At 60.7% G+C, this 13929-nt stretch carries 12 protein-coding genes; 10 read left to right on the forward strand and 2 right to left on the reverse strand.

The genetic code is table 11. The features are described from left to right. The first annotated feature begins 8 nt into the window (after positions 1 to 8). The 4 genes from ACR0AI_RS06155 to ACR0AI_RS06170 are packed head-to-tail and all read left to right on the forward strand — an operon-like array spanning position 9 to position 4285. A complete protein-coding gene (locus tag ACR0AI_RS06155; RefSeq protein WP_170378636.1) occupies positions 9 to 494 on the forward strand; it encodes a pyridoxamine 5'-phosphate oxidase family protein in 486 nt (161 codons plus the stop codon). Continuing rightward, the gene (locus ACR0AI_RS06160) at positions 488 to 778 is read left to right on the forward strand and encodes a sarcosine oxidase subunit delta (protein WP_480672433.1); all 291 of its coding nucleotides are present in this window, start codon (positions 488 to 490) and stop codon (positions 776 to 778) included. Before ACR0AI_RS06155 ends, ACR0AI_RS06160 begins: the two co-directional genes overlap by 7 nt. Further along, positions 775 to 3729 (forward strand): sarcosine oxidase subunit alpha family protein, encoded by a 2955-nt coding sequence (locus ACR0AI_RS06165; RefSeq protein ID WP_480672435.1) that lies wholly within the window; start codon positions 775 to 777, stop codon positions 3727 to 3729. The genes ACR0AI_RS06160 and ACR0AI_RS06165 overlap by 4 nt, the downstream gene beginning before the upstream one ends. Continuing rightward, entirely contained in the window at positions 3722 to 4285 is a 564-nt protein-coding gene (locus tag ACR0AI_RS06170; RefSeq protein ID WP_480672437.1) for a sarcosine oxidase subunit gamma, read from the forward strand. Before ACR0AI_RS06165 ends, ACR0AI_RS06170 begins: the two co-directional genes overlap by 8 nt. A gap of 2 nt (positions 4286 to 4287) precedes the next feature. Here the strand turns inward: ACR0AI_RS06170 and ACR0AI_RS06175 are convergent, their stop codons facing one another. Together ACR0AI_RS06175 and ACR0AI_RS06180 are read right to left on the reverse strand one after the other, a co-directional pair. Beyond that, positions 4288 to 5295 carry a GlxA family transcriptional regulator gene (locus tag ACR0AI_RS06175; protein WP_480672439.1) on the reverse strand — a complete coding sequence of 336 codons (1008 nt, stop codon included), beginning with the start codon at positions 5293 to 5295 and terminating at the stop codon, positions 4288 to 4290. Next, positions 5292 to 6188, reverse strand: coding sequence for a LysR family transcriptional regulator (locus tag ACR0AI_RS06180; RefSeq protein WP_480672441.1), 897 nt, complete (start codon positions 6186 to 6188; stop codon positions 5292 to 5294). The genes ACR0AI_RS06175 and ACR0AI_RS06180 overlap by 4 nt, the downstream gene beginning before the upstream one ends. Before the next feature lie 107 nt (positions 6189 to 6295). Between ACR0AI_RS06180 and ACR0AI_RS06185 the strand changes: the two genes are divergently transcribed. The 6 genes from ACR0AI_RS06185 to ACR0AI_RS06210 all read left to right on the forward strand — a co-directional run bounded on the left by ACR0AI_RS06185 (position 6296) and on the right by ACR0AI_RS06210 (position 13833). After that, positions 6296 to 7744: an aldehyde dehydrogenase family protein gene (locus ACR0AI_RS06185; RefSeq protein WP_480672443.1), complete on the forward strand. Its 1449-nt coding sequence runs from the start codon at positions 6296 to 6298 to the stop codon at positions 7742 to 7744. Next, a complete protein-coding gene (locus tag ACR0AI_RS06190; RefSeq protein ID WP_480672445.1) occupies positions 7744 to 8718 on the forward strand; it encodes a membrane dipeptidase in 975 nt (324 codons plus the stop codon). The genes ACR0AI_RS06185 and ACR0AI_RS06190 overlap by 1 nt, the downstream gene beginning before the upstream one ends. Before the next feature lie 75 nt (positions 8719 to 8793). After that, the gene (locus tag ACR0AI_RS06195) at positions 8794 to 10341 is read left to right on the forward strand and encodes a BCCT family transporter (protein WP_480672447.1); all 1548 of its coding nucleotides are present in this window, start codon (positions 8794 to 8796) and stop codon (positions 10339 to 10341) included. Between the two features lie 95 nt (positions 10342 to 10436). Beyond that, positions 10437 to 12128 (forward strand): hypothetical protein, encoded by a 1692-nt coding sequence (locus ACR0AI_RS06200; protein WP_480672449.1) that lies wholly within the window; start codon positions 10437 to 10439, stop codon positions 12126 to 12128. Beyond that, on the forward strand, positions 12125 to 12775 hold the full coding sequence (locus ACR0AI_RS06205; protein WP_480672451.1) for a DUF3726 domain-containing protein: 651 nt from the start codon (positions 12125 to 12127) through the stop codon (positions 12773 to 12775). The genes ACR0AI_RS06200 and ACR0AI_RS06205 overlap by 4 nt, the downstream gene beginning before the upstream one ends. A 50-nt stretch (positions 12776 to 12825) precedes the next feature. Further along, the gene (locus ACR0AI_RS06210) at positions 12826 to 13833 is read left to right on the forward strand and encodes an Ldh family oxidoreductase (protein ID WP_480672453.1); all 1008 of its coding nucleotides are present in this window, start codon (positions 12826 to 12828) and stop codon (positions 13831 to 13833) included. Positions 13834 to 13929: the final 96 nt, after the last annotated feature.

Raw genomic sequence — 13929 nt, forward strand, 5'->3', positions numbered from 1 at the left:
CCATCGCTATGATCAACAAGTTTGCACGCGATCTGATCGAAAACTGGCATCTTGGCTTTGTCGCCACAGCGGATGCCGAAGGGAACCCGAATGTCTCGCCCAAGGGTGCGTTTGTGACCCATGATGATACCAAGATCAGCTTTGCAGAAATGCGGTCTCCGGACACTCTGGCCAATATTGCGGTGCGTCCGCAGGTTGAGGTTAACTTCATCGACATCCTGACCCGTCGGGGCGTCCTGATCCAGGGTGAGGCCAGCTATGTACCGCGCGACGATACGCGCTACCCGTCGTTGCGCCCAGCCTATACCAACCGCTGGCCCGAGCTTGAGCCGATGTTTTCGGGTTTCGTGGTCATCAAGGTAACGGCGTGCAAGCCTCTGGCCACGCCCGCTTATGACATGGGCGTCACCAGCGAAGAGCTGCGCGCCAAGTGGATGCAGCGCGTTCGCGACATCAATATCATTCACAAAGGGTCGGAGGTCGAAGCATGCTGATCAATCACCCCCTGCTTGGCCCGCGCGACGCGCAGGAGTTCACCTATCTGGGCGATGCATCGCTGATCAATCGTCCTGACTGGCAGGCCGAGGACGCGGTGCAAGCGTTTCACGACTACCTCTACCTGCGTGACAACCCGGCGGGCGAGCATCGCGAGCTTTGGTATCACGAACAGGGCGACCGGTCGTGGCTGGTGGTCACGCGCAACACGCTGACCCACGAAATCCTGAAGGTCGAACTGGCCCGTGACGCGGCCAAAGCGGCAGGGAAGGCTGCACAATGACACAGAGCAATCGACTGAATGGCGGGCTGATCAACCGCGACACCAGCCTCAGCTTCACCTTCGATGGCAAGTCCTATCGGGGCTATGAGGGCGACACGCTGGCTTCGGCCTTGTTGGCCAATGGCGTGCGCCTGATGGGCCGGTCGTTCAAATACCATCGCCCGCGCGGCCCCCTAACCGCGGGCAGCGAAGAGCCGAACGCCCTCGTCGAACTACGCTCTGGTGGGCGGCAGGAGCCGAACACCCGCGCCACCGTGGCCGAGTTGTACGACGGGCTGAGCGCCAATTCCCAGAACCGCTGGCCGTCGCTGGAACGCGATTTCATGGCGATCAATGACCGGTTCTCGAACTTCCTGACCGCGGGGTTTTACTACAAGACCTTCATGTGGCCCAAGGCGTTCTGGGAAAAGCTGTATGAGCCGATCATTCGCAAGGCCGCCGGTCTGGGTAGCCTGACGGGTGAGGATGATCCCGATCTTTACGACAAGGGCTTCCTACATTGCGATCTGCTGATCATCGGCGCGGGTCCGACTGGTCTGGCGGCGGCGCTGACCGCAGGACGTGCGGGCGCTCAGGTCATTTTGGCGGATGAAGACTTCCGCATGGGTGGGCGTCTGATTGCTGAGGCTGGCGCTTTGGCCGATATCTCTGGCGCGGACTGGGTCGATCAGGCTCTGGCCGAGCTGGCGTCGATGAACAACGTACGGGTGATGCCGCGTACAACCGTCTTCGGGGCCTACGACCACGGTATTTATGGTGCGGTCGAACGCAACGCGGATCACCAGATCGCGCCCGAAGCAGACAAACCCCGCCAGACCCTGTGGCGCATCTACTCCAAGCGCGCGCTGATCGCGACCGGGGCCATCGAACGTCCCATCGCGTTTGAAAATAACGACCGGCCCGGCATCCTTCTGGCCGGAGCGGTTCGGTCCTACGCCAACCGCTGGGCCGCGACGCCTGCGCAATCGGTTGTGGTTTTTGCCAACAATGACGACGCGCACCAGACAGCACGCGATCTGATGGCGCAGGGTATTAAGGTCCCGGCCATTGTTGATACACGCGCGGATGCTGCGGATGTGGAGGGCACCGAGGTTCTGAAAGGGGCCGAGATCATCAATACCTCGGGTCGCTTGGGTCTGACCTCGGTGCAGGTGCGCACCGAGAAAGGCTATACAACGGATCTCTACTGCGAGGCGTTGGCGATGTCCGGCGGCTGGAACCCCAACCTGGGCCTGACCTGCCATCAGCGCGGTCGCCCGGTCTGGAACGCGGATATCCACGCCTTTGTTCCAGGCGAAGGCCTACCCGTCGGTCAGATCGTGGCAGGCGCGGCCAAGGGAGAGATGACCACCGACGCGGCGCTGCAAGGTGGCGCGGCGGCAGCGGTATCCGCTCTGGGCGATCTCGGCATCACGGCATCCCCCGCTGATCTGCCCGCTGCAGCCGATGCGCCGGTCTCGATCAGCCCGTTCTGGCACGTCAAAGGCGCAAAGCGCGCATGGCTGGATTACCAGAACGACGTGACCGTCAAAGACGTCAAGCTGGCACACCAAGAGAACTTCACCTCGGTCGAGCATCTCAAGCGCTATACCACGCTGGGCATGGCAACCGATCAGGGCAAGACCTCGAACGTGGGTGCCTTGGCGGCTATGGCCGAGCTGACCGGCAAGTCCATTCAGGACACCGGCACAACCATCTTCCGCCCGCCTTATACGCCGGTGGCGATGGGTGCTTTCGGTGGCCGTGCGGTGGGCAAAGATTTCCACCCGACCCGCCTGACGCCCAGCCACAAATGGGCCGAGGAACAGGGTGCTGTGTTTGTCGAGGTTGGCAATTGGCTGCGCGCCCAATGGTTCCCGCGCAAGGGTGAAACCCATTGGCGCCAATCGGTGGACCGCGAGGTGCTGCAGACAAGAAACTCGGTCGGTGTGTGCGATGTGACGACACTGGGCAAGATCGACGTGCAGGGCGCGGATGCTGCGGCTTTCCTGAACATGGTCTACTCTAACGCGTTCGCCAAACTGCCCGTGGGCAAGGTGCGCTATGGCCTGATGCTGCGCGAGGATGGCATTGCCTATGACGACGGTACCGCCGCGCGGTTTGCCGAGGACCATTTCGTCGTGACCACCACCACCGCCAACGCGGTTCTGGTCTATCGCAATATGGAATTCGTCCGCCAATGCCTGTGCCCGGATATGGACGTGCAGCTGATCTCGACCACCGAGGCCTGGGCGCAATATGCCGTGGCCGGTCCCAACAGCCGTAAACTTCTGCAAAAGATCGTGGACCCTGAGTTTGACATCTCGAACGAGGCGTTCCCCTTCATGGGCTGCGGTGAGATCACCGTCTGCGGTGGCCTGCGGGCCCGGCTGTTCCGGATCTCGTTCTCGGGCGAGTTGGCCTATGAAATCGCGGTGCCCACGCGCTATGGCGACGGGCTGATGCGCGCGCTGATGGAGGCGGGCGAAGAGTTCGACGTGGTGCCCTACGGCACTGAGGCTTTGGGCGTCATGCGGATCGAAAAGGGTCATTCAACCGGCAACGAGCTGAACGGCACGACCACAGCACTGAACCTTGGCATGGCGCGCATGGTCAGCGCTAAAAAGGACTGCATCGGCAACGTTCTAAGCCGTCGGGAGGGGCTGAACACTCCGGACGCATTGGCTCTGGTGGGGCTGAAACCAGTGGACGCGAACGAGACCGTTACGGCGGGCGGACATCTGATGAACGCCACTGGCCCGGTCGATGCGGCCCATGATCAGGGCTATGTCACCTCGGCTGCTTATTCGCCAATTCTGGAAAGTTCTATCGGGCTCGGTTTTGTCAAAGGTGGCTTTGACCGGATGGGTGAAAAACTGCGTCTGGTGAACCCGCTGGAAGGCCAAGAGGTCCTGGTAGAAATCGTCAGCGCTCATTTCGTGGACCCGGAAGGGGAGAAGCTTCGTGCATAAACTGAAACCCATCACTCCGCTGGGCGGCGACACGCCGCGTATCGATACGATCGGTTCGATCACTATCACAGAGGTCGTGGATCAGGCGCTGGCGTCCGTCGCGGCCCGCAACGATCAGGCCGGTGCCGTGCAAAAGGCACTAGCCGACAAGATCGGCCTAAACTTGCCCGAGGTTGGGCAATCCGCACAGGCCGCCCCTTATGCCGCGCTCTGGATGGGGCCCGAGCAATGGATGGTCATGGCGCCCCATGACAGTCACGAATTGCTTGCCGCGGAGTTGAAGCAGATCGTCGGTGACACCGCATCGGTATCCGAGCAAACGGATGGCTGGTGCCGTTTCGACGTACAGGGCGCGGCCCTATGCGATCTGTTCGAACGGCTCAGCAACGCGCCGGTCCGCACGATGGGGTCGGGCGCAGCGATCCGTACAACGGCGGAGCATCTAGGTGTCTTCCTGTGGCGCGTGGCCGAGGATCACATGGCTGTTCTTGGCCCGCGCTCTTCGGCGGCATCGCTGCATCACGGCCTGTTGGCCGCCGCGAAATCCATCGCTTGACCCTAGCCCGAGGGCAGCACATCGTCGCTGCCCACCCGCATTGAGTTCTTGGCACGCCGGTCACTGATCGGCGTGACTCCAAACGTCTCACGATAGTGCCGCATGAAGGCACCCGGCGTGGAATAGCCCACCATATAGGCGACCTCGGCAATCGGGTCGTTCGTATAAAGTACCAATTGCCGCGCCTGATTCATCCGCATCCGCCGGTAGTAGGTCAACGGGCTGTGCCCCGTGGCCTTTTTAAAGCTCCGCTCCAGTGATCGCGCAGAAAGGCCCACGGCATCGGCAACTTCGCTGATCTGGATGGGGTTTTCGATATGTTCCGCAAAATGCTGAATGGCCTTTGCAACCTGTTTTGGCAAAAGGTCCTGACTTTGCGCGGTTGAGATTGCGGGCACCTTTTGCGTAACGGTCCCGCTGCGAATGAAGGGATGCTGGAACCAGCAGGCGACCTCGGCCATGACATCACCGCCCAAGCGTTTTTCGATCAAGGCCAGCATGTGATCGAACACGGCAGACGCGCCAGAGATTGTGCTAAAGGCGCCTTCTTCGCAGATCACCGTGCCGTGGATGGGGATTTCGGGAAATTCGGCCTGAAACGCGGCCTCGTAACACCAATGCACCGACAGAGGGTTGTCACCGGTCAGCCGTGTGCGGGCAAGGGGAAAGATACCGCCGCTGATTGCGCCGATACGGGTCTTGTTCCGCATCAGACGCTGAAGCGCTGCATTCGCCTTGGAGGGGGTGTCGAACACACTGTTCGGGCTTGAGGCAAACAGCAGATGCGTCAGGGATTGGGCGTCGGCCAGGGTGTAGTCGGGGAAAAAGGTGACCCCAGCTGAGGATTGGATCGGTTGGTCTTGCTCCGCAATGACATGCCAGCTGAACGCCTCCTGCCCCGAGATCTCATTCGCCGCGCGCAGCGGTTCGATACAGGATGTCAGACATGCCATCGGGAACCCTGGAAAGATCAGGATGCCCAGCGAAATTTTCTCGACCTGATCTTTCATGAGCGTTGCTCTTTCACTAGGTCCTCGACAGTTTCGAGGATGTCATTTTCCAGTCTCCGGGCAGCGGGCGACAGCGCAGAATCAGCCTTGCGTATCAGGTGAATTTGCCGTTTAGCGGTCCTATCCGCCAGAGGGCGGAACACCAGATCGGATTGCCCGGCCGAAATTGCCGCCATCTCAGGCAGAAGTGTGACCCCGATCCCGGCCCGGACCATGCCCAGAATAGAGGTGATGTTATGTGCCGAAAACCGAGAGCCCGCGTGCAGTTTTTCCGCCTCGGGCCCGGGGATGCTTTCGGACAGGCTGTTGGCGATCAGCTGCTCATTCTCAAGCGCGTCCCAGTCGATGGGGCCCATTTCACTGGCTAGTGGGTGGTCCGGGGTCAGCAGCACGCCGAACCTGTCGGTCAGCAAAAGCTGACTGTGCAGGCCCGACCCGTTCCCGCGCAGTGTCGCGATGCCGATATCAATGCGCCCCCGCGACAGCTCGTGCAGGACGGACTTGGAATCCATGTCGCGCAGTTCTACCCTCACTTTCTCGTAAGCCTTGGTATTTCTGGAAAAAACGCGTGGTATGATCGTGCCTGCCACCGATGGAACCGTGGCAATTCTGACATGTCCCATACTGGCATCGGCAAAGTTTTCGATGGCCCGAACCGTATTGTCGAAGTGCTGCAATTCCAGCTGCGATTGCTCGAACACGAACTCACCCAACGCTGTCAGCTTGTTCTTGCGGTCCGTCTCAAACAGAGGTTCGCCCAGATGTGTCTCAAACTGCTTGAGCATCATCGACACCGCCGACGGGGTGCGTTTCAGGACAACGGCCGCGTCCGTCAGGTTACCGGTGCGAGCGACCGCGACAAAGCCGCGAAGCATTTCGATCTTGAGTGTCATGTTGGAAGCTTCAATCTTGCTGAAGTAAACTTCAATAATTTTAGTTTGATTGATTGTCAAAAAAGAGTCCATACCCGCTCAGCAAATTCTCTATGGGGCAAACGGCTATGGCTGACATTCAAAAGAACCTGATCGCTGGTGAGTGGGTCACCGGTGAAGGTGAGATCGAAAACCGCAACCCATCGGACCTGAGCGATCTGGTCGGCATGTTTGCACAGGCCAGCGCGGATCAGCTTGAGGCAACATTGGATCAGGCGCGTGCCGCTCAGCGTGAGTGGGCCGCCTATGGGCTGGAGCGCAAGCAGGCTGTTCTTAACGCGATCGGCAATGAGCTGATGGCCCGCGCCGAGGAACTGGGCACGCTGCTGAGCCGCGAAGAAGGCAAGCCGCTGGCCGAAGGCAAAGGCGAAGTGTTCCGCGCCGGTCAGTTCTTTACCTACTACGCCGCCGAATGCCTGCGTCAAATCGGTGAGAACGCCGATTCCGTGCGCCCCGACATCGAGGTGGACGTTCGCCGTGAGGCCGTTGGCGTTGTGGCCATCATCAGCCCGTGGAACTTCCCCACCGCAACCGCGTCGTGGAAGATCGCTCCGGCTCTGTGCTATGGCAACGCGGTTGTTTGGAAGCCCGCCAACATCACCCCGGCCTCTGCTGTGGCACTGACCGAGATCATCAACCGCCAGGACGTCCCCAAAGGTCTTTTCAGCCTGGTCATGGGCTCGGGCCGCTCCATTGGTCAACGTCTGGTGGAAAGCCCCAAGGTCAACGCGATTTCCTTTACCGGGTCGGTTCCGGTCGGTAAAGGTATCGCCGCTGCCGCCATCCAGAACCTGACCAAGGTCCAGATGGAAATGGGCTCGAAGAACGCTCTGGCCGTTATGGACGATGCCGATCTGGATCTGGCGGTAACGCTGGCTCTGGGCGGTGCGTTCGGTGGCACAGGTCAGAAATGCACGGCGTCCTCGCGTCTCGTGGTCCACTCTGCCATTCATGACGCCTTTGTCGAAAAGCTCGTTGCGGGTGCGCAAGCGATGAAAGTGGGCCACGCGCTGGAAGAGGGCGTTCAGATGGGCCCCGTCGTCAGCCAGCAGCAGTTGAGCGAAAACCTGGCCTATGTCGATCTGGGCAAGTCCGAGGGCGCGGAACTGGCCTGTGGCGGTGCGCGTCTCGAGATGCCGCATGACGGGTACTACATGTCGCCCGGCGTGTTCCTGAACACCACCAACGACATGCGCATCAACCGCGAGGAAATGTTCGCGCCGCTGACCAGCGTCATCAAGGTTGGCAGCTATGACGAAGCGCTGAGCGTGGTCAACGACACCAACTTTGGCCTGACTTCGGGCATCGTGACCAAGTCGCTGGCCCGCGCCACGCACTTCCGCCGCAACGCGCGCACCGGTGTTGTCACCGTGAACCTGCCCACCGCAGGCACCGACTATCACGTGCCCTTCGGTGGTCGTGGTGACAGCTCGTACGGTCCGCGTGAGCAGGGCAAGGCCGCGGCCGAATTCTACACCACGGTCAAAACCGCCTATATCAGCGCAGGCCCCGTCTGATGCTGATCGATTGCCTGCAATATGTGAACTGGTCGGAAAAGGTTTTCCGCCAGTTGCGCGAGGGGGGCGTGGACGCGATCCACGTCACCATCGCCTATCATGAGAACTTTCGTGAAACGGTTTTGAACTTCGAACAGTGGAACCGCTGGTTCGAACAATACCCGGACTTGATCATTAAAGGGCAGTGGGCCAGCGACATCGACAAAGCGCGGGAAACCGGCCGGACAGCGGTGTTCTTCGGGTTCCAGAACCCAAGCCCGATGGAAGACGATATCGGCCTGATCGAGATCCTGCACACGCTGGGCGCGCGGTTCATGCAGCTGACCTATAACAACCAGTCGTTGCTGGCGACCGGCTGCTATGAGGCCGAGGATTCAGGCATCACCCGCATGGGCAAACAGGTCATCAAAGAGATGAACCGTGTGGGCCTTGTTGTCGACATGAGCCACTCGGCCGACCGCTCGACCATTGAGGCGGCTGAGATCTCGGAACGTCCCATCGCCATCACCCACGCGAACCCCTATGACTGGTCGCCCGCCCTGCGCAACAAGCGAGACGCGGTGATCCGAGCGGTGACGGAAAACGGCGGCATGCTGGGTTTCTCGGTCTACCCGCACCACCTGAAAGACAAGTCCGACTGCACGCTGGAAAGCTTTTGCGAGATGATCGCACGCACGGCGGACAAATACGGAGCGCAGCATCTGGGTATCGGCACCGACCTGTGTCAGGACCAGCCCGACAGTATCGTGGAATGGATGCGCGTCGGTCGCTGGACCAAGGAAATCGACTATGGCGAAGGCTCAGCCTCGGCCCCCGGTTTCCCGCCCATGCCGGGTTGGTTCAATGACAACCGTGACTTCGGCAACATCCGGGCAGGCCTACATGCCACCGGCATGAATGACGATGAGGTTGACGGGATCATGGGAGGCAACTGGTACCGCTTTTTTGACGAGAACTTCAAACCGCTCGCCTGATGCAGGTCAGCTAAACGACGAAGCTATGGCCGCATTCCTGATAGAAACGGCCTGACTAATGTTAACGGAGGAGAGATGTCTGAGGCATCTTTGAACACTGCCCCTGTACAGGAAAACCGCGTGAACAAACCGCTGTTCCTGATCTCTGGCGGTTTTATCGCGCTGTTCTGCATCGCGGCACTGGTCGATCTGGACGCCCTTTCTGGCGCCGTGGATTGGGGTTTCAATGTCGCGGCCACCTATTTTGGCCTTTACTGGCAGGTGCTGCTGCTCGCCACCTTCCTGATCGGCCTGCTGCTGTGCGTACTGCCCGGTGGGCGCGCCATCATGGGCGGCCTGGCCGCGCCCGAGTTCACCACCTTCCAGTGGGGCTCAATGGTCATGTGTACACTGCTGGCCGGTGGCGGCGTGTTCTGGGCGGCGGGTGAGCCGATTGCCCATTTCCTGTACCCCGCGCCGCTTTACGGTGGTGAAGGGGCAACGGCCGAGGCCGTCAACCCGGCCATTGCCCAGAGCTTCATGCATTGGGGTTTCCTCGCATGGGCCATTCTGGGGTCGCTGACCACGGTCATGCTGATGCACTACCACTATGAAAATGGCCTGCCGCTGGCGCCGCGCACGCTGTTGTACCCGGTCTTCGGGGACAAGGCGATCAACGGGCCGATTGGCCTGATTGCGGATGCGTCCTCGATCATCGCCGTGGTTGCGGGCACGGTTGGTCCGATCGGCTTCCTGGGTCTTCAGGTCAGCTATGGTCTGGCTGATTTGTTCGGCTTTTCAGATACGTTTGCTCTGCAAGCGACCGTGATTGCCGGGCTGGCAGCGATCTACACGATCTCGGCTATGACGGGTCTGTCGCGTGGTATTCAGGTTCTGTCCAAGGTCAACGTGATCCTGGCGGCCTTCCTGCTGTTGTTTGTTCTGATCGCAGGGCCGACCGGGTTCATCTTTGGCTCGTTCTTCTCGGGCTTTGGCACCTACGTGAGCAACTTCTTCCAGATGGCACTCTATCGGGGTGAGGCCGGTCTGTTCGGCGAACCTGGCTGGCTGGGCTGGTGGACCGTGTTCTTCTGGGGCTGGTTCATGGGCTATGGCCCACTGATGGCCATGTTCATCGCTCGGGTGTCGCGTGGTCGTTCGATCCGCTCGATCATCATCATGCTGTCGATCATCGCGCCGATCGTGACCAACTTTTGGTTCACCATCATCGGTGGCACCGGCGTCGCCATGGAGCTTGAGAACCCCGGCACAATCGCCACCGCGTTCGAAGGATTCAACCTGCCTGCCGCCCTGCTGGCGATCACCAACAACCTGCCGATGGGCTTCGTGATCTCGATCCTGTTCCTGATCCTGACGACCATTTTTGTTGCTACCACCGGCGACTCGATGAGCTATGTCATTTCTGCGACCATGAGCAACGAGAACAACCCACCCGCAGCGCTGCGCGTGTTCTGGGGCATCGCGATGGGCCTTATGGCCATCATCCTGATCTCCGTTGGATCGGGCGGTGTGTCCAAGCTGCAGAGCTTTATCGTGGTGACCGCTGTTCCGGTGTCTCTGATCTTGCTACCGTCGCTTTGGGATGCGCTGCGCATCACGCTGGCGAAGGGCAAAGAGAGCTAAGCGATCCATGGCTGGGCCGGACCATCCGGCCTGCCAAAACGCCTGAAGGTTTCAGGAGAAGACCAGATTAGTACCACCTGAGGAGGCACAACCGAATGACAGACGTTTCCCGTCGTGATCCGAATATGGTGATGCGCCTTGCCCGTCTTGGCTCCATGCATCAGTCGCGCCTTTCGTTCATGCGTATCCTGACGCGACGACTGGCTCGGGAAAACTGGCGGTTTGAAAAAACTGCGTTCGAGATTGACAGCATCGGCGTTGGCCATGCCGTCTATACCGCGCATGGGCCTGAGCGGTCCTACTCCCTGATCGCGTATGCCCATGATCTGCCGCCCGAAAAACGCTCGGACCGGGTGATCGCCGAGGCCTGGGATGCCACCTTCACCCTGTTTGACGGTGTGCCCTCCGACGCCGATATCGAGCGTCTTTCGCACAATATTCCCGTTCAGGAAGCTGGGCGCGTGACCGGGTCTGAACTGTCAGTTTCCCGCGCCAACCGCTCCGTGCGTTTGTGGGAGCATGTGGTGAGCGAATTGGCCGAAGGCCGCCAGCCCTCGACCGATAAGATTGACGCCGTGGGCTACCTGATGCGGACCACTGCGGTTTACGGATCCGGCAAGCTGGGCGCTGCGGATCGCGAAATGATTGCCGACCGTCCGGAATTCCGTGCTCCGTTCCAGGTTGAGATGCTGTCGGTCTACCTGACCCGCTGGTTCGTGACCGATCTGGTGCAATATATGGCTGATACTCGCGCCGCAGCCAACGGTGCGCAGGCCGCGAAGCTGGATGCCGGGATCGCGCGTTCGATGGGGATTGGAAACTCAACCGGTCTGGGGATGGCGCCGTTTTTGCTGAACCACCCGGTGCTGTTCAACAACTGGATGGCGGCACGGGAAGGCGCAATTCAGGTCGTGCGTGGTGTTGAAAAGGCCAGCGATGCGGAAATTACGATGTTCCGTGATGTGCTGCTGCGCAATATGCAGATCGTCGAGACCTGGCAGTCCGAACACCCGATCCAGATCGAGAAACTCGCCGCCCTGCGGGCCGATATCGCTAAGCTGCAGGACTATCTCTCCAGTGCGGATCTTGGCGCGGATCACCCATGGGATGCGCTTTATACCTGGGCCGAGCAGTCGCTGACCCTTGAGGGTCAAGAGTGGATTGCCTCGCTGATGCTGGAACCCTATGGGGCATTGGTTGATGCCTTTGCCGAAGGTATGGCGGCGGATAACACCGCCACGTTCCGCATCGCCGGAGCGATGAAGATTGGCGACCTGCGGGCGCTTCTCAAGGATATATACGGCTGGGCCATTGAGACCGATTGGGCCACCCCCGCCAGCAAGGCGCGCGCCTGGTATGTCTCGGAAGAAAAGCTGGAGCCGCGTCTGGGCGAACGCTTCGAAGAGCCGATCGAAGAATACGAGCAACCTTTGGCCCCCGGTCGGGATGCAGCGCAGCTTTTTCAAGCGCTGGCCCATTGGTCGGATGATGCACAGGTCGCCGATTTCCTGTTGCGCCACCCCGAACACCGCCACGTGCTGCGCCGTGTTCAGATCGTGGGGCGCGCGCCCTATGCCGAGATCCGCGATAACACGATCTCGGACCGGGTGCTGCCCATCGACATGCTGCGCTGCAAACTGTCCTTCTTCGGGGCGACCAAGTTCGATCCCCGTTCGGATCGCTGGGTGCGGATCTGCATGTATGGCAACGCGCCCCTGCCGCATGAACTGACATCTGAGAACGCCGATTTTTGGGTCTTCCCGGAACGTGAAGGGGCCGCTGCATGAGCCACTCTCTGAACGAAATTGAGGCTATGAGCAAACGCGCCGCGCGCGGTGCGGGCCTGTCCTGGGGTCTGGCCGAAGAGGCCGCCAAGGGAACGCGCTGGCTGGCTGCGTTTGGGTTTTCAGGCGCCGAATTGCTGGCCGACTTGTTGGAGATGAACGACCGCATCCCGTCGATTGACGTCTCACCTGTCTCGCTGAGCGCAGAGATCTGGCATGCTCCTACCCGTCGGATGAGCCCGCTGATCGCCGGGGCCTCGCTCAGCGACTGCGCGGTGCGTTTGATGGATCGCGGCTCGATCACCATGGAGAATGTCAGCCTGCCCTTGCTGGCCGTTCCTTTCATGGGAGGGGCTGCGCTGCGTTTGGGTGTACCGGTTGCGGCCGAATGGCAGGGCGCGCGTCTGGCAACGGATGGGCGGCAGATCTGTGTGCAAGCCACGCCCGAGGCGCTTGAGGCCCGCCACGCGGACAAGATGGTCTTCAGCGCGCCGGCCGAGATGACAGGCCGCCGCGAGCCGGTCCTGCGCGCCGAGGTGTCCGACGTTGACTGGAACAGGCTCGGCGCCTTTGCCCACCGCACATTCGCACCCGCGACCGAAGAAAGCCGCTTGCGCGGTGCTGGCGCGGGCCTCAGCGACAACGACTGAAACTTCGCCCCTTGCGAAAAGGGGTACATTGATACGAACGGAAAAGAAGAATGACCGCCACCGAAACCCTGAGTCTGGCCGAGATCGAAGATCTGGCCTTCCGCGCTCTTGTCAAAGCCGGGACATCCGAGGAAAATGCGCGCCCTCTTGCCGTTGCGACAGCAATGACCGAAGCGGATGGCGTCGCCTCGCACGGGTTGGCCTATATCCCGATCTATGCGCAGCACGTGGAATGCGGCAAGGTTGACGGAGCCGCCAAGCCTATCGTTGCCCAGCCGCGCCCTGCAGTCGTCACAGTGGACGCGGTCACCGGGTTCGCCCACAGCGCGATTGATCTGGGGTTCGAAAAGCTGATCCCGCTGGCGCGCGAGCAAGGTGTTGCGGTTCTGGCCATCAACAACTCGTATAACTGCGGTGTTCTGGGGGTGCATACCCAGCGTCTGGCGCAGGCAGGCCTGATGGGGATCGGGTTCACCAACGCGCCGGCCTCGATCGCGCCGTCGGGTGGGGCAAAGCCGGTTATCGGTACCAACCCGTTCTCGATTTCGGCCCCTGATGCGGATGGAAACGCAGCGCTTCTGATCGACCAGTCCGCCAGCACCATTGCCAAAAGCGAAGTCATGAAACACGCCCGCGAAGGTAAACCCGTGCCCGAAGGTTGGGTTTTGGACGCCGACGGCCAGCCCACCACAGACCCTGAGGCCGGTCTGAAAGGCTCCATGGTGCCATCGGGCGGCTACAAAGGCGTGGGCATCGCCCTGACGGTCGAGCTGATGGCCGCTGCGATGACCGGCGCAACGCTGGGTTCTGTCGCCAGCCCGTTCTCGGGCACCGCGGGTGGCCCGCCGAAAACTGGACAGTTCTTCATCGCGATTGACCCGCAGGCGACCTCGGGCGGGGCATTCCACGAGAAGCTGGGCGAGCTGATTGCCTCGTTCCGCGACCAACATGGCGCGCGCCTGCCGGGCGACGGCCGCCGCACCTGCCGCGAGCGGGCAGCAACCGAAGGTGTTGCCGTAAACGCAGCGCTGCTGGAAAAAGTGCGCGCGCTTCTGTGAAGTGACATCGCATCAGAAGTAGGCTTAAGGTGCCAATCCTTGAGGGACTGGAAGACGTCATCGCTCACCGAGAAATGGAATTTGATCCGAGCGTGC

The sequence above is a fragment of the Ruegeria sp. BG3 genome (assembly GCF_056538485.1).